Here is a 20,314-nt window from a genome sequence, read left to right on the forward strand (position 1 = left end):
ACCAGTGGGCATACCAATAATGGAGAAACCGCATATGCCATCACCATCCTTACCTGCCTTCCTCTGGTCCATCGGGGAAGAGGGCTCCGACCCCTGGGTAACCCGTCAGGGCGGCCAGTACCGCATGGACCAATACACCTACAGCCAGCACCTGGAACACCAGGCTCAGGACCTCGCCGATATCGCCAGTACCGGTGTGCGCCACGTGCGCTACGGTATGCCCTGGCGACTGACCGAAAGCAGCCCCGGTGTTTTCGACTGGACCCTGTGGGACCAGGCTTTCGCCGCCTGCGAGCAATCCGGCCTGGTGCCCATCGTGGACCTGCTGCACTTCGGTCTGCCGGACTACTGCGACGGCTTCGGTAACACCGAGTGGATCAGCCACTTCAAACGTTATGTATCTGCGTTCCTGCGCCGCTATCCCGATCCGCAGTACTTCACCCCGATCAACGAGCCCTGCTTCACCGCCATCGGCTCCGGTTATCTGGGTGTCTGGAATGACCAGAAATCCAGCGAGGCAGACTTTGTTCGCCAGCTTACCTACCTGACACTGGGCAACCTGGAAGCACTGGCGCTGATCCACGCGGACCGCGAAGCGCTTTGGGTCAGCGCAGAAACCTTTAACGTCCCCATTGCCACCAGCCCCGAGTTTGAAACCCAAGCAGAGCGCCAGCGGCTGTTTGGCTGGCTGGTCTGGGACCTGCACCTCGGGCTGGATCCGGTGCCGGAAATTGCCGAGGCGCTGGCACAGTGCGTTGAACCCGAAGTGCTGAGCCGCATTCGCGAACTCGCACAAAAAGACCGCCTGATTGCCGGCCACGATTTCTACCCCAATGGGGTGCAACCCATCGGTGACACCGATAAAACCTTTTCCATCGATGAGCGCCTGGCACTCTATGAAGCCGATGCGCGTCGCTGGCATCAGCGCTACCAGGTGCCCTTCTGGATTTCCGAAACGTCCAACTTTGGCCTCGACGTCAGTAACCAATCCGAATGGCTGCAGAAATTCGCGCAGTCCATCGGCAAGCTGCGCGCAGAAGGCCTCCCGCTGGATGGCTTCTGCTGGTACAGCCGCGGCGACCAATACGACTGGGGCACACTGATGCGAGAACCCAATGGTGTGGTCACCGAAGTGGGGCTTTACTCCGCCGCGCGCAAAGCGCGCCCGGTGCGCGACCTGTTTACCCAACTCGTTCAGGCCGGGGTTCCCGCCACTGCAACCGCAACTCTCCGCGAGGATGCTATCGCCGTTGCCGACTGAGTTGTGGCCCCATCATCCAAGCCAGCGCCCCGCATTCCCGCGGGGTTGTCTCTCCAGATGTGTTTAGATACCGCAGCAAAACGTCAGACAACGGCAGGCATAACTTCCCCGAGCAATCAGCCGCAACCGCTCCCGGAAATTCAAATAAAAAAGTGGGCCGCCACCTGGCGACCCCGCCCTGAATCATTCAGAGCCACTCACTACCCAGCGATGAGACAGCGAAGAGATCCTGTGAGTATTTCTTCATCGTTAGACAAACCTTAGCCATGCATTGGCAACGCTTTACAAGCCCGTCAGAAGTTTGCCCGCAGGGAAACTCCCAGCAACCGGTCCGCTTCCTGAGGCCGGTACTGCACAATGTTGGCGGAATAGCCGGTGATAAAATCCTGGAACATGGAGGTCACATGGTTTTCCCCCAACAGATTGCGACCAAACATGGTGACCAGGTAACGACCATCGGCAGTGCCAAAACCGACACTGGCATTCCAGATACCGTACGCCTCCTGCACCGTGCGCGGATTCTGGTCCAGGTTGAATTGCACATCGCCCTGCCAGCTGTAACTGAGCTGGGCAAAGGTCAGCAAATCGGTACCGGCCAGCACACGCTCGTAACGGCCACCGGCGTAGGCTTTCCATTCGGGCGCCATCGGCAACTCGCCGCCGGCCAGGTTTTTGCTGTAGGGCGCGCTGTCGGTACAGGCGGAGTCTTCCATTTCCGGGACGTAACATTTCGCCCGGGGATAGTGCTGAATTTCCGCGTCGAGATAGGTGATCGCCATATCGAACGTAAATCCATCAGCGGGCTTCCAGGCACCTTCGAGCTCAACACCCTGGGTGCGAACTTCACCCACGTTGGCCAGGACAAACTGCTGGTCCGCGCCGCTGAACTGTTCCGCCTGATAGTCCGCATACTCACTGCGGAAGACGGTGGCCGCCCAGTAGCCGCGGCCGTTACCCAAAGCGCCCTTGACGCCCAGCTCAATGTTGTCGGAGGTTTCCGGGTCAATGGCCTGCACCGCACTGGCGGCGTTACTGGCAATCAGGCTGCTGCGCACCTCGCCAGTTGGTCCTTTGTAGCCCCGGGCGTAACTGACATACCCCATCAGGTCATCGGCAAACTGTTTCTGCAGACTGATTTTTCCAGAAAGCGCACTGCCGCTGACGGTGTCTTGCTGCGACGCCGCCGATGCCTCACCAAATCCAAAGCCGGGCAGCGGGTTGGCCTCGGTGACCGCAAAATCCAACTCGGTGCTGTCGTATTGGTAACGCAGCCCGGCGCGCAGTTCCAGGTCGTCCGCAAAGGCCAGAGTGCCCTGGCCGAACAGGGCATAGTTTTCACCCTGCACATTGCGATTGAGCCCGGCCAGGGTCAGCGCCGGTTTACCATCCACTTCCGGCAGCCCCATCAGGACACTGGCAGTGGACAGGGAAACGATATCGCCCGCGGGATCAAAGCAGGGGCTGCCCGGCGCAACACCCGACAGGGTCGGTTCTATGGGCAAACCAAGCACGGCGGGGTAGGTGCAGAAATCGAATTCGCGGCGGGTGGTATCGTCCAGCTCGTAGCGGCTGCCATAGGCACCGAGGATGTAACTGAACTTTTCATCCACCGGTGATGTAAAACGTATTTCCTGGGAATACTGTTCGATATCTTGCAGCACGAACTGATCAAAATTGATCGGGCCGAGAGAGCCAAGTGGCGTCGGCAGTGGCGAAAGATACAGCGGTTCGCGCAGTGCCACCGGTTGCTCGTCCACATCATCGGACTTATCCATCTGCCACTGACTGTAGGCCGTGACCGACGTCAGGGTGTGCTCGCCGGCAAACTGCCAGTCAACATTCAGGTGTGCGCCCTCTTCCTCACGCACTTCGCGATCGGTGCCACTAGCAAAGCTTTTGGTGCTGCGCGCGCCCGGTGCAACACCGTAGGCATCCATAAGGGCGGCAAGCATGGGGTCGGAAACTTCGCGCCATTGCAACTCGTGGCCGTCGATTTCCCGCTCCAGCTGATACGCAGAAAAACTCGCATCCAGAGACTCGTTCAGCTGAGCGGCCAATTGCACGCGTATTGACGTGGCATCCTCACCATTGACGCGTTCACCGGTAGTGGCGTTTTCAATAAATCCATCGCGCTCTTTCTGCGCAACCGAGATACGCCCCTGAACCCGGTCTGAAATTGGCCCACTGAGAGATAGTTTGGAGAGTGCGTCGCCGCCCTGAACGAGCTGAGTTTCCGCACTGGCGGAGAAAGACGTCGTCGGCCCCTTGGTTACAATATTCACCAGACCCGCGGAGGCATTTTTTCCAAACAGAGTACCCTGAGGACCGCGCAACACCTCCACTCGTTCGACATCGATCAGGTCAAAAAACGCCTGCGCAGAGCGGGTCATCACCACGCCGTCCACCGCAAACGCAACCGTCGGCTCCACCTGCACAGAAAACCCGACGCTCCCCATACCGCGAATGCCAATATTGTCATTATTGAAATTCAATGAGGGTGCGACGCGGGAGAGGGATTCCACCGACGCGATCATTTCACTATCGATCAGATTATCGGATACCAGGTTGACGGCTACTGGTACATCAACCAGCCGTTCCTTACGCTTCTGCGCGGTAACAGTGACCTCTTCGATAGCAAGTAGAGATTTATGCGCGCCATCTTGTGCGGCTGCAGCAATGGCTGCGGTCAGCGGCAGGACGGAGAAAAGTGTTCCGGCGGCGACTGCCACCGATGCGCGTACGGCTGTTTTACGTGGAGTGGACGTTTTCATGCTCACCATTCATTCCCTGATTGTTATGTTTATTAAGGCAATGCATTGCTATCTACCAGCAATAGGGTGTCAGGCTATATTCATCGAACCCTGCCCGCCCACGACATGGCATGTCCGCTGTCGGTCTTTCCTGATGAGATTTTTTTAATCGGCGAAATCAGGGTTGATAAACCGGTGCAAAGTTTATGAACGGGTGCGGGCCGCCAGCGCTCGTTTGATCTCAGCGTGACGCTCGCGGGTGATTTGATAACGGGTGGCAAAGTAGAAAGGGATCAGGTAAAACGCCGGAATCAGCAGGCCGCCAAAAATCCCCAAGTCGAATACGGTTTGCGGATTCACTTCCCCAGGTACGGCATTCGCGGGCCAGCGAATAATGAAATCCAGCATAAAACCGACCACCAGGATTCCGACGCCGGAAACCGCCTTGCCGGAAAACGCGATGGCCGAGGAAAACACTCCCTCTTGACGTAGGCCGGTCTTAAGCTCCTGAGCATCCAGCGTGTCGGCAACCATGGACACAAAAAGAATAACAGTCACACTCAGCGAGGCCATGCGCAAAAATTCGTTGCCCACCAGAAGCTGCAGTAACAGCGGATCACCGTTTTCCGGCAGAAAGCCCAGCAGGCGCGCCCCCACAACACAAAGTCCGTCCGTCAGTGAGAACAACATGGATCCGAGCAGCACGTCTTTTTTGTCGAAGCGCGCCTGCAATGGGCCCACAATAGCGGCACCAAACAGTGCGCCGAGGCCACCGAGCGATAGCCAACGGAGGTCGTCCGGGGAGAATTCCCAGAAATACGTGTGAAAATAAATCTCGAACCCCGCGACAACACCGGTCAGCACCGACGCCAGCAGCAGCCCCACAAACAGCACCAGAAAATCGCGGTTGGCCAGCGCCAGTCGAACATCCCGCAATGCAATGCCCACCGAAAAAGGCCGGGCCTTGTCTGGCTGGCGCAGTCGGGGCACCCACCCCACAGTCAACTGCGTGGTCAACAACGCGGTCAGGGATACCGCCAGGGCAATCACCAGGGCAAAGGTATCGTAGGCCTCGGGATTCAGTTGCCCTTTGGAAAAGGCCTCACTGGCGGGGAAGATAAAACTCCAGCTGCACCAGATAAACAGCACACCGCCCAGGGCACCGAGTACATAGCGGTAGGTAATGATCGCACTGCGCTCGTGGTAATCGTCGGTCAGTTCCGCAAACAGCGCACTCCACGGCACCAGAAAAAAGGTCATTGCCAGACGGGAAGCGGAGGAAAAAGCCAGCAACCAAAGAAACAGCTGTGTTTGACTGAGCCCTGCGGGCGGCGAGAACAAAAAGTAGAGCGTAAGCCCGAGGGGAATCACCGAGGCGTACATCAGCGGGTGGCGACGCCCAAGGCGGGTTTTCAGCCCATCCGAGTAGGACCCCACCAAGGGGTCACTGATTGCATCAAGCACCACCGAGAGCATCAGTGCGAGCGACGCGGTGGACGCAGGTAGCGGCAGTACCTGGCTGTAAAACAGCAGCAAAAATGTATTGAAGGCAAAGGTCTTGAAGGTATCCGGCAGCGCACCCAGTGCCTGGAATAGCTTTATTCGCACCGAAAGCTTTTGCTGGCGCTCCTCAACCGATGGCAAGCCATCCCCATGAGATTGCGTAACGACGGTCATAAATAATTTCCATCAAGCAATTGATGTTTCCCCGGCGCTTACACCCGCTTTGATCCCAGGCCGGGAAGGCGCAGCGTCTTCGCGGGAAACACCGGGAAACTGGAGAATGAAGTTGGCTCCCAGAGCGGTCGCCGGGGTTTGGTAGCCACGGGGCACGGAGGGATCGACCACTGCCTCGGCAACCGCCAGCGCAGTATATGCAGTCAGAGTGTAGGCCTCGGGCGTTTCCAGGCGGGCGGAGTAAGTCTCTCCACGCGCATTGGTTACTTCGGCGAGCAAGTACTGCCTTGCGGTATCTCGTGCTTCCGCCTCCGGGCCGTTGGGCAACAGACGAATAAAGCCCCGCAACAGCCACTGCACGAACTTTCGGTTCAACAAGAACGCCTTCGCAAACAGGACCGCGCGACTGGCAGGCTCTTTCTTAGTGGGGAAAAAGACCTGAATATTCGGGATTCTCGTGGAGTGCCAGGCGGTAACCAGGTCGCCCCAGGGACCAGCGCAGAAGCGTTGCTCGCCATCACCGCAGTCACGCGATCGCCCTTCAGACACAAGCCGCCGGATCAAACGTCCGTTTTCCCGGATCGGAACACCGCCGCCAATCATGCCGAGCCCCGAGCGCATGGTGCCTCTCGACATACCGACGCCACCGGAGAAATACATCTCGAGTTTCTCTGCATTTTCTACCCGGCTACTGACATGGGCCGCAAGGCAATCGGATGGCACGACGTCAAAGCCCGCCCCACTCAGCAGGGTTATGCCCGCAAGACGCGCCCGGTCGTGAAATTGCGCGTGGTCCTCGAAAACTTCCAGCTCACCGGTAATATCCACGTAGTGCACCCGGGTCGCAATACAGGCTGCGCGCATCGGTGCGGCCGTATGCCGATACGGGCCGGCGAGGTTGAGTACCACATCAAACTCCCTGACCGCATCCAGCAGTGTGGCCGAATCCTGCAAAGAGAGGCATCGGCTGGGTAAGTTGAGGCGGTTGCCCAGCTCAGACAGTTTTTCTTCATCGCGCCCACCGAGTACGGCATTTGCCGCCTGTTTCGCGGCAAGCTCGGCAACCAGCTGCCCGGTGTAACCCGTGGCGCCGTAGATAAAAATTTTCGGTTTTTGCTTACTCGACATCGTGTTGACCTACCTACCCTGGTGAGTATGTACATAAAAAAGGCGCTGAACCGTGGCAGTCTTGATATCAAGTACTTGCCGCCACGTTTCAGCGCCACTTTATCGTTCGATCAATAACACTTGATCAGTCCGTATTGAACAATCAGTAAACTTCCGCTTCAAACAGCGAGAATCCAATAATGGTTCCGCGGGTGTTCAGCTTCAGTCGGATGTAACGGGCTGAGGTGCTGGAGAAATTCACCACATCCGCACCACCATCGCCCGCGGCAACACTGGCAACGGTGTTCCAGCTACTGTTGTCGTTGGACACCTGAATGTCATAGTTAGCGGCGTAACCGCCTTCCCCATTGCCACCTTCCCACAGCAGTTTTACCTGGCTGACGGTCTGTGTACTACCCAGGTCAATCACCACCCACTGATTGTCGATAAACCAGGAAAGCCAGCGAGTAGTGTTGTTACCGTCGGTGATATTAGAAGGGGCACAGCAAGGCTCCTGGGAGCTGACGGTCACGGTTTTGCCCAGAGCGAGGTTGCCACCCGTCGACGGCGGTGGGGTGTCGTCTTCGCTGAACACAGCGGTCAATGACAGGTTGCTATTTACCGTGAGCGACAGCGGATTGCTGTTGCCGCTGGCATCGCCACTCCAGTTGGCGAAGCTCCAGCCACTGGCGGCAGTAGCCGTCAGGCTGATCTGGCTACCAGCGTTATAGGTACCACCACCGGTTACAGAGCCGGAACCCACAGTGCCTGTGGATACGGTATAGGTATCGGGGTCCGGATTGGGCGGAGCGCCGTTCAGGCGGTAAGCCTGTAGCATATTGCCCTGGCCACCCGCACCCGCACGGTAGCCGCTATCGGTAAACAGCATATTGCCCGCAACAATCGGCCAGTTTGCATCGATGGCACCGCCGTTACCCATAACGCCATTGGTGCCCATGCGATCGAACACCGTGTCCTGGGTCCACAGCACATTGCCGTTGTCCGCGTCAAACGCCATCACGTAACCGGACAGGGTGCCGGTAAATACCACACCGTCAATGACCACCGGGTTTCCGGAAATCACGGGTTTGTAGTTTTTGCTATCGCGCGCACTCCAGAAGTCCGCGCTGTTCTGCCAGACAATGTTGCCAGTGTTGATATCAATGGCGTACAGACCTGGAGTGGCGTTGGGGGAATTCTGCAGTTCACCGGATCCGGTGCCCGCAAGGAAATCAAATACACGCTCGGTTTTGGGGCCGGTTTTATCACTCACCGGAACATAAACGAGATCCCGCTGGTCGTCGATGGCAAAACCCCAGTGCACGCCGCCATAAGTACCGCCAGCTCCGATGCGGGTATTCCAAACCAGCTGGCCGTTGTCGGGGTTGATGCCAAAAACGTCACCAGATTTGGAGGCGGCAATCAAAATATCCTGGCCATCGATGCGTGTCGCCAGAGTCGGCGTCGCATTCAGGTCAAAGTCCAGAGCGTTGTCGCTGTTGATATGGTCGGGGTCACAGTTGGGCGGCTGCTGGCCACCAAAAAGTACCCAGTCGGTGCAGCCGAGGTTGAGAATATCGCTGGCGATTCCCTGGAAGGTCCACTTCTTGACCCCGGTATCCAGGTCCAGGGCGATGACAGCATTACCACCGTTGGTCTGCGGGCCGGTGTACTGCTGACCGGTTCCCACATACAGAGAATTTCGCTTGGCATCCACAAAGGGCACACCCCAGGCATTGGCACCAGAGGGTCCCTTGGCCGGGTCGCCCACGTATTCGTAACCAGGAGTCTGGTCGATGGTATAACGCTTCCATTTCAGGTCACCGGTCCAGGCATCCAGCGCGAGTACCACACCGCGGGAATCACAGCAGGCGTAGCCCGTGTTGTACGCCTCATTGATTTCGTTATTGGAAAGTCCGAGATAGACGGTGCCGTTGTGCAGTACCACAGAGGAGCGGGAGGAAACAAACGGGTGGTTATCGTGCTTGCGACGCCAGATCAGATCACCAGTGACGTAGTCGCGCTTTACGATTTCCGCATTCCCGTTGGTGTAATACACCGCGCGCCCGCTACCATTGGCATCTTTAGCACCGAAGGTAAAGCCACTGGCCACTTCCGCCGCTTCCGATTGTTGCCAGATGACACAACCACTCTGCTTGTTCAGCACGGTAACGTTGCCACCGGTATCGCCGACGATCACCGACTCGCCGGTAACGCCGAGCGAGCTGCGTCCACCGAGCAGCCAGGGGTGGCTATAGGTCCAGGCCAGCTCCAGATTGCTGACATTATTTTTGGTGATACTGGTATTCGGCTGATAGTGATTGGCAGACTGAGGGCCACTCAGGCTTGCGCCGTGCCCACTCCAGAGAATACTGGAGGTTGCGCTCAAGCCGCCGGGACAATTATTTACCGTACCGGTCACAGCGACAGGCTCGTTACTGCCACAGCCGGACAGAAGTGCGCTTAGTAGTGATGCTCCGGCGATCCACCGGAGAGCTGAAAGCATTTTCATAGTGTGCACCTCGCGCCTGATGCGCGTTTGCGATTATTATTTTTTAATCTTGCAGTGAAGGGGGCATCCCTTCACTGCAGCAGAACATTAAAATCCGCAGGCTACTTCGTAAATCGGGTAGAAGGGATTGTCGATATCACTATTGGGATCGGTCTGCCCTTCTTCCAGAGGAACCACAGTGCCACCAGCCAGGGTGCCGCCGTAAAAACCGCTCGGCATCAGGTCAGCCCACGGCTGTGGCAGGAAGTTTTCCAAATACACAAAACCTTCACGCAAAATCAGTTCGTCGGTGGGATTGGCGTAGGTCTGACCGCTGTTCAGCAGGCAACCATCTTCACTCAGGCTCATAAAGCCATTGGTGCCGTCAGATGTATCCGGCGCTTCACCATAAGTGGTCACGATACGGTTGGTGGTGTAATGCTGAAGCTTAAGTTCGGGCACTTCACAGCTTCCGAAGCTGAAGGTGTAGTAGTTGCCATCGTCGGTGTGACACATGGGCTGCACTTTTTTCGGATAACCCAGCGGAATACCGGTGTCATAGCCGATCTGCGCATTCAGTGGTTGATAAATCGGCCACCAGTAGTCATCGCCGTTGTAGTTGATGCGGATTTGCACCACACCTTCCAGATAGTAATCGCCACCGGCCATGGAGCCGATCACACTCATCTGCGGGCGCGCGGGTACAGACATACCCGGTAGGTCCGGTATCAGTGTTGCGTATTCCGCGTGCTGTGCCGGGGGGATATCGCGCACGATCATCAGGCTTTCGCCACGACAGGCGCCGAGCAGGAGCGCCGCAAGGAGGATGCATATTCTACTCATCATCGAAGAGCTCATTATTTTTTTCCTTTATCGTTGATTGTTTGGGCTCAGATTCCCGATCGTTAGATTTCCAACCTACAGGTTCAACATCGCACGAGTTGCAATCCAATGACCCTTGAGCAGGTCAAAGCTGACAAGATTCCTCCCGCTTATCCATGACATCCAGTGTCCTGTTGTAGCATTGTTGCCAGATCTGCAGGCCGGGTCTCATCGCAGCACGCGTCGGTCCAAAAAAACGCCAGCGTCACTTTACCGGCCGATGGGATTACCTATATCGTTTCACTGCGCTGACAGACGCCCGACGATTGCGCCACAGGCGAAGCAGCTGAAGAAACGACGATGTATGGGAAACAGGCAATCACAGTTGGAAATAAAAACGAGCACAGGAACCCGTCCGCAATGAAACTTTTCTGTAAAAACGCCCTGGCCACAGGCCTGATATTGGCCGCTGGCGCCGCGAACGCGACTGACGCACCGGCCGGATCCCACCGTCTGGAACAGTTAAGTGTGACCGGGACCCGCGAGTTGCGCCCCAGCAGCGAGCTCGCCGAATCCCTTTCCCTCGTCGACCAGAATACCCTGCAGGCCATCAGCGCCACACACCCGAGCCAGGTTTTAGCCAGTGTGCCAGGTGCATTCATCAATCGCGGCAATGGTCAGGAAAGCCTGATCGCCCTGCGCTCCCCGGTGCTCACTGGCGCGGGCAGTTGCGGCGCGTTTGCCATAACCCAGGATGGGGTTCCGGTGCGCGGCACCGGGTTTTGCAACGTCAATCAACTGTTCGACAGCCATTTTGAACAGGCCGGGCGCATTGAGGTGTTACGCGGGCCAGGCACGGTGCTCTATGGCTCCGATGCGCAGCACGGGGTGATCAATATATTGAGTGAGAGTCCCGTGGACGGACAGGAGTCCACAGCGATCATTGAAGGTGGCGCCAATGATTTTCAGCGAATAAAGCTGGACCACAGTGCTGGCGATGGCCAAGGTGGCTTCCGACTCGGCTTTAGTGGTGCGCGCGACGGTGGCTATAAAAACGATTCCGGATTCGACCAGCAGAAACTACAGCTGCGCAATGATAGCCAGTGGGAAGAGTGGTCCCTGCGCACACTGGTGAGCCTGACCAACCTGAATCAGGAAACTGCTGGTTATGTGACCGGAAAAGACGCGTACAAAGATGAAAGCCGTAAACGGGAAAATCCGAACCCGGAGGCCTTTCGCGATAGCCAGTCGGCCCGCGCACAAGTGCAACTGGAACGCACACTGAGCAATGGAGGCCAGCTTCAGGTCACACCTTACGTCCGCTATACGGATATGGAATTTCTGATGCACTTTCTGCCCGGTACGCCACTGGAACAAAATGGCCAGCAAGGGCTCGGCGTGCAGACGGCCTTTCGCCAATCAATCGGTAGCGGGGCTCAATGGATAAACGGATTTGACCTGGAATACACCGACGCCTGGCTGAAACAGACTCAGGACGGAGGCTTTTCATCCTTTCCCGATGGCAAACACTACGATTACTCGGTTTCCGCGGTGGTCGCCGCGGCCTTCACCCAGGTGGAGCGACAACTGAGCGATACTACAACCGGCACTGTGGGTGCGCGTGGAGAATATCTGCGCTATGACTATGTCAACCACATGATTAGTGGTGACACCACCGAAACCGGGGAGATCTGCATCAATGGATTCACCGGTGCCATTGGCTGCCGCTACTCGCGGCCCGAAGACCGCAGCGATGATTTCAGCAATCTCTCGCTGAATGCCAATGTCATTCACCACTTCTCTGAACAGATTACCGGCACGCTGCGGCTAGCCCACGGCTTCCGCGCACCCCAGGCCACGGAAATGTATCGCCTGCAAAATGGCCAGACCCGCGCGGACCTTGATTCCGAATCCATCGACAGCCTGGAAGCCAGCCTGCGCCACACTTCCGAGAATTTCCGCTACAGCCTGACGGGCTTTTATATGGAAAAATCCGACGTGGTTTTCCAGTCTTCCGACCGCCTGAACCTGAATGATGGTGAGAGCCGACATTACGGCGTTGAATACGAGTGGCAGTGGCTGCTGAGCGACAACTGGCAGCTAGACGTGGCCGGCACCCTGGCCCGACACCAGTACACAAATAATGTGAGCGAGGCCGGTTCGGGCCTGATCCAGACCGACGGTAACGATATCGATACGGCGCCCCGTCAGTTGCACAATATGTATCTGCGCTGGAAACCGGCGAGCACAACGGAGCTTGCCCTGCAGTGGCAGTACACCGGCAGCTACTACACGGATATTGAGAGTGCCCACCGCTACGATGGACATGAACTGCTGCATCTGCGGCTGAACCAGGCCCTGGCCGCGAATACGACTTTTGGCCTGCGCATTGAAAATCTGGCGAACGTGGATTACGCCGAGCGCGCCGACTATTCGAGTCTTGGAGGCGGAGACCGCTACTTTATCGGCGAACCGCGCAGCGTGTACGCAGACCTCCGCTTTCGCTTTTAATCGGACCCCTTTTAATCAATGTACTATGGCCGGATCACTACCGGCCCGCCCAGGTTTGCGCCGGGCGCTTTCCACGTCTCACCCCACAACAGCTTCCAGCGCATGGGCCAGCTCAACACACAAACGGTACCCTCTTCGGCAAAGCGATAGTTTTCGCAAGGCACATTGAGGTCAATGGTGCCGATTTCGGCGTAGGCCGGTTGGCGATAGCGGTAGTGGTCGATGAGATAGCGCAGCCCGTCATCGAACGGCAGATAGTGCCAGCGTATCCGGATCGGCGTATTGGTGATACCGGTGCGGCCCTCGCCTTCTCGATACCAGCTGGCCAGCTGGCCGCTGGATGCATAGGTGCGGACTACGGTAATACGGCTTTGCAGGGTGTCGCTGCCGTTGTAGGTGGTAATTTCTGATTCGCGCAGCTGTCCGCGGCTGTTGTAAAGATACTCCGCCAGTTGGCGTGCCTCCGGAGTGCCATCAGCGTTGTTATCCAGTGTCATTTCTTCACTGAAGAGATTGTCGTCACTGGTATAGCGGTAGGTGAATGTCCGGCGGGAATCGACATTACCGTCTGCGTTTACATCAAATTCCCAGGTCTGCTCGCGCAGCTTGCCACTACTCAGATAGATGTAGCTGTAGGTATTTTCCCGGTCCACAACGCCATCGCCGTTGTCGTCGATCTGCTGGATTTCTCGCAGCAAACGCTCACCACTGCTGTAGCGGAAATCCACTTCGGACCGCACATCGACTATACCGTCAACCGAGGCCAGGTCGCCGTCGTCCAGGGTGTCGACCATTTCCAGTAGCAGGCCATTGCGGTTGTAGCGGAATTCAAAACGCTGCCGCCGTTCGATGATGCCATCTGCATTCTGGTCCAGTTCTTCCCGACGCCAGTCCAGTAGGCCGTCATCGTTGTACAGGCTCTCTACGCGAAATATTGAGTCCACAATTTCGTCGACATTGTCATCCAGCTCGTAGATGGAAAAAATGTTGTTGCCGCCGTCATCGTAGTCAAACCGGTACACCCGCCGCTGCCGTACGAGCAATTCGCCATCTTCTTCAATCACCTCGACGAGGAATCCGTTGTCGTTGAAAAAACGCTCGGAGCGAAAGAACGCATCCACCGTGCCGTTTTCGTCCGTGTCGGTTTCCCGCAGGAGAAAAATCGGACGCCCTAAATCGTCGTAGGCAAACTCCAGTCGCTCGCGCCAGTTGGGCGCAGGCAAGGCATCCGGTAAAAGGGTGTAGCGCATGATCCGCGGCAGGCCGAGGCTGTTGTAGTCCCAGCGCACCTCCTGCTCGATACGGTCATCGTCCTGGATATCCCGGGTTTCCCGCGTGGGCAGGTGCACTGGCACCACAATTCCCAGGACGTCGTAGAGATACACAAGTGGCGCATCCAGCGGCAACTGGTATTGGATGGAAAAGGCTGTCTTTATCGCGGGCAGGGAATCCACACCGCGCCGGAAAGGAAAGGCGTAGAGGTCATAGAAAAAATCCACGCGGTAGTCCGTAAGGTCCGCGTTCCAGCCGGTGAGATCAATGCCATTCCCCGGGTCCTGATCGCGATCCAGAATCAGAAGTAGGCGCATCATATTGGATACGCGGTCCAACGCATCCACCTGCTGATGGTTTTCCAGCGCTGCGCGCAAATCGGCCTCGTCAGCATAGGGGGCAGCTCCGGCCAGGTCGAACAGTGTCAGTTCCGCGGCACCTGGCGCGCCCCCCAGCACGACGCCCCCGAGGAAAAACTCCACGTCTTCTCCGTCGCGATAGCGAAACGTGCCACTGCTGTCGGTCACCCCGGAAAAGCTCGGCGTGCGGTAGCCCAGCCCCTCCACTGCTCCGGCCAGGAAGGTTCCGGTCATTTCCGCACCCGTGCCCACACTGCCCCCGCTCGAGCTTCCCGAACTACTGGAACCCGAACGGGCGGTAGAATTGGAATTAGCACCCAGCGCTCGCGCACTAGGGTCGCGGTTGTCGCTGCTGCCGAAGTCACAGGCGGCCAGGATCAGGCAGAGGGATACACAGAGATACCGGGTAAAAGCCCTTGGCCACTGTGAGTACAGATCTCGGGAGGATCTCGGGGGCAATTTGCGGGACAATCCCGAGGACGATCCCGAGGACAGTCTCCGGGTCAGTCGCGGGAGACGGATAACAACACCCGGTAAAACAAGCCTTCCTGGCACTGGGCACTCCTTTTCGAGGAACAAGCCGAAGAGCAACTCGAAGAACAGCTGAAACTACAGCTCAAACAACAACAGATTTCGACTTCAAAAAAGTATTGTTGAAATCTGCACACAAGGCGTGCGAGGTAGCGCGGGATTGCACTGATTGACGTGAATTGGATGGGGTTTCGCGGGCTTACACGTGTTTCTGCGCCAAAAAACAAAGCCCCCGGCAGCTGGGACTGCCGGGGGCTTTGTTTTGACAGGAAAACCCTGGGGGGCGAGAAAATCAGATTTTCCAGGTCTTAACCAAGTCCAGACCGTGCTCGGCCACCCACTGATTCAGCTGCTTCGGGTTGCGCTTTTTCTTTTCAATCGTGGCGTTGGTGTAGGGGTTACGGTAGTGGCCTGTCTCCAGTTTGGGCTCTGCCGGCTTGCTGGAAGCGGCGCGACGAGTCGTGCGACGCGGGGTTTCACCTTCGCGCTTCAATGCGCGGGCTACCCGGGCTTTGAGACTGCGCACGTAATCCGGTGCGTCTTCATTGCTCAGCTGTGCGACCAGCCAATCAACGATCTGTTCTCCGCGGGCGCCGTACAGCTCCTCTTCTTCCATCTCGTATTCCGCTGCCAGATTGACCAGCGCCTTATCAAAGGCTATCACGCCCTGCTTTTTGCGCTCGGCTTTGGCCATCTGCTCCTGCAGCTCTTCGATTTTGGCCTGGTGCTCAGCAATCTGCTGTTCAATCTGATCGTGTTCCTGAAACATGTAATTTGAGCCTCGATATCTAGGGTTGTTGTTTTGGATATTGCTTTAAATGTTGCTTTGAATCTTGTTTAAGATCGCGCTGGACAGGTGAATACTCACCCGTATTTTTAATATTTATTGGGAATCTCTCTCAATAGCAGATAAGCCATTCGCCATCTTTACGGCCTAGATTCACCGACATACCGGGGCGATATCCACTGACCAGAAGATAGCCCATATAAGATAGTCCGGAATAACCAGTGCATATCCACAATTAAACGGATTTATATAACTGACCGTCGAAATATTGAAATACCGCACATAATCCCGCCGGTATCGAGATCAACACTTTCCGACTGCGATGCAGTAAATAAAAGAGATACGGATTGATATACGCCAATTTCAATCAAGTGGATTGATTTTGTTTATAGAACCGGGAAACCGCTAAATCCCAACAATGGTGGCATTTGCGGATATTTCAAGCTCTGTATTCCCCCCCGGCACACCGGGATAATAATCCCAATCCGGGGTAGTTTCCGGAAACTGGCCGGGAGCCAGCGAACGCCGCGCATAATACTGCGTTATTTTTTATTAGCCAACCGGTTGGATATCTTTTTATCTTTCCGCGCTCCCCTCCCCCATTGTTCTATTCTTGCCAATGTATCCGGAACCAATATTCCGGGCCACAACAGCAATCCGGGGGAGTTCAGTTCATGACGAAAACACGGGATATTCACCATATGCCCACGCTGGCGGCCCTGATGACGCCATTTCCCTATCATATTGATATAGACGCTTCCATCGAAGCCGCCCTCGCATTGATGGAAGAACACAAGGTGCACCACCTGCCGGTCACCCGCGACGGCGACCTGGAAACCATTATCTCTCAGGGGGATATCGAACGCGCCCAGTCGCCGGGGCATCGCCTGGAAGAGCAGCAGCTCTATGTCCGCGACCTGGCCGCACGGCGACCCTATATCGCCGATATCCATGATCCGCTGGACAAGATACTGCTGGCGATGGCGGATACAGGGATCGGATCAGTACTGGTGATGAAAGAGGGGGAACTGGCCGGTATCGTGACCGTCACCGATGCGCTGCGCTTCTGCGGGGAGTATCTCGCGGATCTTGCGCGGTCACCGGATGACGATGTGGCTTAACGAAACTCTACAGAAACCGGCAAGAAGATCCCGCTGCCGGGTAAGCCCGGGTCATAGCGGCCAGACCCACAACAGCATGGGTACCGATACGGCGACCACGATGATCTCCATGGGCAACCCCATGGGCCAGTAGTCGCCGAAGCGGAAGCCACCGGGGCCAAGTATCAGCGTGTTATTCTGGTGGCCCACTGGGGTAAGGAAGGCACAGGATGCGCCGATGGCCACCGCCATCAGAAAGCTGTCTGGATTCACATCCAACTGTCCCGCCACACTCAATGCAATGGCACACATCACCGCCGCGGTCGCCGCGTTGTTCATAAAGTCCGACAGCGTCATGGTAACCACCAGAATCAATACCAGGGCGAACACAGGGTTGCCCTGGGCCAGGTTATCCAGCATCGACTTGGCCACCACATCCGCCGCCCCGGTGGAGCCCATCACCTCCGCCACCGCAATCAACGCTCCCAGCAATACAATCACGGAACCATCGATAGACTCGTACATATTGCGCAGGGGCACTACTTTCAGCGCCATAAAAGCCAGCACACAGGTCGCAAAGGAAATGGCCGCCGGCAACAGGCCAAACGCGGCGCCCGCCACCGCCAGCCCCATGGCCACCAGCGCCACATAGGCTTTTTCCTTGTTGGGAATGGTGATATCCCGCTGCGCCAGTGGCACACAGCGCTGTTCGTTGGCGAAGCTGAGCAGGTTCTGCTCGGTCCCCATCATCAACAGGGCATCGCCACTTTTCAGCATGGTAGAGCGCAGGCGCTTCACCGAGCGGCGCCCCTGGCGGGAAAGCGCCAACAGATTGATCTCGTAACGCCCCGCGAGGCGCAGGTTTTCCGCGGTGCGCCCAATCAGGTAAGAATCCGGCAGCACAACCAGTTCACGCAGTACCACCTCGGCGCGGTCGCGCGCGCGCTTGTCGTCTTTTTCCCGACTTTCCTCTTCCCGGCTGTTGGCATCCTCCTCCACAGGTGAACCGTCCGGCGGAGCGGAACCTTCGTCTCCCCGGGCCAACTCTGGCGGCACGTCCACCGCACTCATATCGACTAGATCGCGAGTCAGGCCGGTCGGGCTCTGTGCCTGAGTGAGCGACTTTTCTGCCGCCGCTTCACTGTTTCGCGCCTCTTTTTCTTTGGGTTCCTGCCCCTCTTTTCCCTCTTTGTCCTCGTCCCCATTTTTATCGCCATTGGTCGGGTCTGCCGCCAGTGTCAGTCCCAGGCTGGAGAGTACTGCGGCGAGGGCTTCCGGCTCGGATTCGATCACCAGTAGATCACCGGCGCGTACCCGCAGCCCCGGCATGGCAGTGGAGACCCGCGCGTTGTTGTGCACCAGGCCGATCACCTGCGCATCTTCATCGCCAATCATCTTCACCAGGTCTGCCAGGGATTTGCCGATGGCGGCACTTTTCTCACCCACCAGGGCTTCGGTGAGATAGCTGCCGGTATCAAAGGTGCGCGCACCGGCCTGCGTGCGCGCCGGCACCAGGCGCCAGCCAACCAGGGCAACGAACGCCACCCCCACCAGTGCCACCACCAGCCCCACCGGGGTGAAGTCGAACATGCCATAACTACCAGCGCCGGCACTGGCGCGAAAGCCGGACACAATAAGATTGGGCGGGGTACCGATGAGCGTGGTCATGCCGCCGAGAATGGTGCCGAAAGACAAAGGCATCAGGACTTTGCCCGGAGGGAGCTCGTAGCGGTCTGCGAGATCGGTTGCCACGGGCATCAACAGCGCCATGGCGCCGACGTTGTTCATAAAGCCGGACATGCCGGCGCCGAGGGCGGTGAGGGCCGCGATAGCCAGGGTGATACCGCCCTTTTTGGGCACGACTTTCTGTGCCAGCGCATCCATGGCACCGGTGCTCTGCAATCCGCGGCTCAGTATCAGTACGCAGGCAACGGTCACTACCGCTGGGTGCCCAAAACCGGCAAAGGCGTCTTGCGGCTCAATCAGGCCGACAAAAACACAGGCCAGCAATGACGCCAGCGCCACCATATCGTGACGCCAGGGGCCCCAGACAAACAGGACAATGGTGACGGCAAGAATCAGCAGAATGACGATCTGATCAACGGTCATGGATAGATGAGATTCCACAGTGGGTTTGCCCGCCGAAAAGCGATCGGGCCAACCTCAAACATAGCGGATTTTCGACTACTGATTGGACACCAGCAGCCGTTTGAGCCCAAACCGCCGGGACAGCATACGGTCCCGCAACCAGCGCGGCAGCCAGCGGGCCATCCAGGGAAGCAGACGGCTTTTATTGCCAATCCGCAGCAGAATGGCCGGGCGTTTGCGCAGCAGTTCGGCGGCGAGACGCTTGGCCAGATCCCGTGCCAGGGTGGCATTCTGCTGGGATTCGACAGCGCGGGCGCGAACATGGTCTTCGCTGCGCTTGTACCAGGAGTCCGGCGCCAGAAGACCGCGCAGAGAGGTTTCCGCGTGGCGACCGAACTCAGAGGCAATAGCACCCGGCTGTACAGTCACTACACGGATACCGAACGGCTTCAGCTCCAGACGCAACACATCGGACAGGGAGTGCAGAGCAGATTTGGACGCACAATAGGCCCCGGAGAAGGGCGTGGGCATGACCCCGGAGACCGAGCCGATATTGCAGATGACACCGTGACGGCGGGATTTGAGCAGAGGTGCACAGGCCCGGGCCAGGGCCATGGGAGCAAAGACATTGGTGCGAAACTGGGCTTCCAATGAGCGGGTATCCAGCTCCAGCAGTGGCCCCATCTGACCGTAGCCGGCGTTGTTGACCAGGATGTCGAGGCGACCGTAAGCGGTCTTGATGGCGTGCACTACCCGGTTGATATCCGCTTGGGAGTTCACGTCCAGCGACTCGGTGGCGATACCCACATCGGCCAGCTCCAGCAGGCTTTCGGCACGGCGCGCAGTGGCAATCACGATGGTGCCGCGGCTGTGCAGGGCAAGCGCCAGTTCGCGACCAATACCACTGGAGCAGCCAGTAATCAGCGCGACCCGGTCCGGCACCACGTAACCGCGACCAATCTGCGCCAGGCTTTCGGCAGCAAAGGAATGATCTGACGGGCGAAACCGGTTGGCGGGAGGCTTGCTCACTTTACTGCTCCAAAACTGCGCTCGATCTTAATCGGATGGGTCCGCGGCCGGACTCGGTGTCAGTGTAAAGTGGGGGTTCTGGATCAACCCGAAAACATTGCCGAAGGGATCGAGGAAACTGGCCATCAGTATGCCCTCTCCCACATCGACCACTTCTCCGTGCTGGCGCGCGCCGAGGCTGTTCATACGCTCTACCTGGGCGGCAATATCTGCCACGCCCCAGTAGGCAACCACCCCATCCGCGCGGCTGATCACGTTGCGCGCGTTGGGATCCAGCCCCAGTTCGAAACCGCCGACACTGAAGCCCACGTAACACTCGGCCTCAAAGTAGGGTTCAACTTCAAGCAACGCGATATACCACGCTTTGGCTTCTTCCAGATTACTCACGCCATAAATGACGCTCTGCACCCCTGAAAACTGACTCACCTCAGACCTCCTGTTGGAGATTTGTTGCCGGCACTGCTGCGTATTTCATCGCAGTTGTCGCCAAGTTATTCTTGTTTGATTGTTGTTTGTTTTTTGTACATGC

General features: G+C 57.3%; 13 protein-coding genes. 3 read left to right on the plus strand and 10 right to left on the minus strand.

Annotated elements, in window-relative coordinates:
- Positions 1-34 precede the first annotated feature (34 nt).
- The gene (locus tag Q1A74_RS12830) at positions 35-1,261 is read left to right on the plus strand and encodes a family 1 glycosylhydrolase (protein WP_299596632.1); all 1,227 of its coding nucleotides are present in this window, start codon (positions 35-37) and stop codon (positions 1,259-1,261) included.
- A 293-nt stretch (positions 1,262-1,554) separates the two neighbouring features.
- On the opposite strand, the gene Q1A74_RS12835 is transcribed toward Q1A74_RS12830, so the two are convergent.
- From Q1A74_RS12835 to Q1A74_RS12855, 5 genes are all read right to left on the minus strand, one after another.
- Positions 1,555-4,032: a TonB-dependent receptor gene (locus Q1A74_RS12835; protein ID WP_299596634.1), complete on the minus strand. Its 2,478-nt coding sequence runs from the start codon at positions 4,030-4,032 to the stop codon at positions 1,555-1,557.
- A gap of 183 nt (positions 4,033-4,215) precedes the next feature.
- Positions 4,216-5,688, minus strand: a complete 1,473-nt coding sequence (locus Q1A74_RS12840) for an MFS transporter (protein WP_299596637.1) — start codon at positions 5,686-5,688, stop codon at positions 4,216-4,218.
- A 12-nt stretch (positions 5,689-5,700) separates the two neighbouring features.
- The gene (locus tag Q1A74_RS12845; RefSeq protein WP_299596640.1) at positions 5,701-6,816 is read right to left on the minus strand and encodes a trans-acting enoyl reductase family protein; all 1,116 of its coding nucleotides are present in this window, start codon (positions 6,814-6,816) and stop codon (positions 5,701-5,703) included.
- Between the two features lie 142 nt (positions 6,817-6,958).
- On the minus strand, positions 6,959-9,307 hold the full coding sequence (locus Q1A74_RS12850) for a PQQ-binding-like beta-propeller repeat protein (RefSeq protein WP_299596643.1): 2,349 nt from the start codon (positions 9,305-9,307) through the stop codon (positions 6,959-6,961).
- A gap of 87 nt (positions 9,308-9,394) precedes the next feature.
- The gene (locus Q1A74_RS12855; protein ID WP_299596646.1) at positions 9,395-10,132 is read right to left on the minus strand and encodes a hypothetical protein; all 738 of its coding nucleotides are present in this window, start codon (positions 10,130-10,132) and stop codon (positions 9,395-9,397) included.
- Between the two features lie 396 nt (positions 10,133-10,528).
- Between Q1A74_RS12855 and Q1A74_RS12860 the strand changes: the two genes are divergently transcribed.
- Complete coding sequence (locus Q1A74_RS12860; RefSeq protein WP_299596649.1) at positions 10,529-12,619, plus strand: TonB-dependent receptor; 2,091 nt, start codon at positions 10,529-10,531, stop codon at positions 12,617-12,619.
- 23 nt (positions 12,620-12,642) lie between these two features.
- Here the strand turns inward: Q1A74_RS12860 and Q1A74_RS12865 are convergent, their stop codons facing one another.
- On the minus strand, positions 12,643-14,484 hold the full coding sequence (locus Q1A74_RS12865) for a hypothetical protein (protein WP_299596652.1): 1,842 nt from the start codon (positions 14,482-14,484) through the stop codon (positions 12,643-12,645).
- Between the two features lie 589 nt (positions 14,485-15,073).
- On the minus strand, positions 15,074-15,550 hold the full coding sequence (locus Q1A74_RS12870) for a hypothetical protein (RefSeq protein ID WP_299596654.1): 477 nt from the start codon (positions 15,548-15,550) through the stop codon (positions 15,074-15,076).
- A gap of 692 nt (positions 15,551-16,242) precedes the next feature.
- Between Q1A74_RS12870 and Q1A74_RS12875 the strand changes: the two genes are divergently transcribed.
- A complete protein-coding gene (locus tag Q1A74_RS12875; protein WP_299596656.1) occupies positions 16,243-16,689 on the plus strand; it encodes a CBS domain-containing protein in 447 nt (148 codons plus the stop codon).
- 51 nt (positions 16,690-16,740) lie between these two features.
- Here the strand turns inward: Q1A74_RS12875 and Q1A74_RS12880 are convergent, their stop codons facing one another.
- The 3 genes from Q1A74_RS12880 to Q1A74_RS12890 form a co-directional block, all read right to left on the minus strand.
- On the minus strand, positions 16,741-18,777 hold the full coding sequence (locus tag Q1A74_RS12880; RefSeq protein ID WP_299596659.1) for an SLC13 family permease: 2,037 nt from the start codon (positions 18,775-18,777) through the stop codon (positions 16,741-16,743).
- Positions 18,778-18,852: 75 nt separating this feature from the next.
- On the minus strand, positions 18,853-19,785 hold the full coding sequence (locus Q1A74_RS12885; protein ID WP_299596662.1) for an SDR family oxidoreductase: 933 nt from the start codon (positions 19,783-19,785) through the stop codon (positions 18,853-18,855).
- A 27-nt stretch (positions 19,786-19,812) separates the two neighbouring features.
- Positions 19,813-20,211 carry a VOC family protein gene (locus Q1A74_RS12890; RefSeq protein WP_299596665.1) on the minus strand — a complete coding sequence of 133 codons (399 nt, stop codon included), beginning with the start codon at positions 20,209-20,211 and terminating at the stop codon, positions 19,813-19,815.
- Positions 20,212-20,314 lie beyond the last annotated feature (103 nt).

It is taken from the genome of uncultured Microbulbifer sp., assembly GCF_947504145.1.
GTDB lineage: Bacteria > Pseudomonadota > Gammaproteobacteria > Pseudomonadales > Cellvibrionaceae > Microbulbifer.

What these genes read in the sequence shown, in the direction of transcription:
- Q1A74_RS12830 (WP_299596632.1), top strand. Translation starts at nt 35, where the DNA reads ATGCCATCACCATCCTTACCTGCCTTCCTCTGGTCCATCGGGGAAGAG.
- Q1A74_RS12835 (WP_299596634.1), bottom strand. Translation starts at nt 4,032, where the DNA reads ATGAAAACGTCCACTCCACGTAAAACAGCCGTACGCGCATCGGTGGCA.
- Q1A74_RS12840 (WP_299596637.1), bottom strand. Translation starts at nt 5,688, where the DNA reads ATGACCGTCGTTACGCAATCTCATGGGGATGGCTTGCCATCGGTTGAG.
- Q1A74_RS12845 (WP_299596640.1), bottom strand. Translation starts at nt 6,816, where the DNA reads ATGTCGAGTAAGCAAAAACCGAAAATTTTTATCTACGGCGCCACGGGT.
- Q1A74_RS12850 (WP_299596643.1), bottom strand. Translation starts at nt 9,307, where the DNA reads ATGAAAATGCTTTCAGCTCTCCGGTGGATCGCCGGAGCATCACTACTA.
- Q1A74_RS12855 (WP_299596646.1), bottom strand. Translation starts at nt 10,132, where the DNA reads ATGATGAGTAGAATATGCATCCTCCTTGCGGCGCTCCTGCTCGGCGCC.
- Q1A74_RS12860 (WP_299596649.1), top strand. Translation starts at nt 10,529, where the DNA reads ATGAAACTTTTCTGTAAAAACGCCCTGGCCACAGGCCTGATATTGGCC.
- Q1A74_RS12865 (WP_299596652.1), bottom strand. Translation starts at nt 14,484, where the DNA reads ATGACCGGAACCTTCCTGGCCGGAGCAGTGGAGGGGCTGGGCTACCGC.
- Q1A74_RS12870 (WP_299596654.1), bottom strand. Translation starts at nt 15,550, where the DNA reads ATGTTTCAGGAACACGATCAGATTGAACAGCAGATTGCTGAGCACCAG.
- Q1A74_RS12875 (WP_299596656.1), top strand. Translation starts at nt 16,243, where the DNA reads ATGACGAAAACACGGGATATTCACCATATGCCCACGCTGGCGGCCCTG.
- Q1A74_RS12880 (WP_299596659.1), bottom strand. Translation starts at nt 18,777, where the DNA reads ATGACCGTTGATCAGATCGTCATTCTGCTGATTCTTGCCGTCACCATT.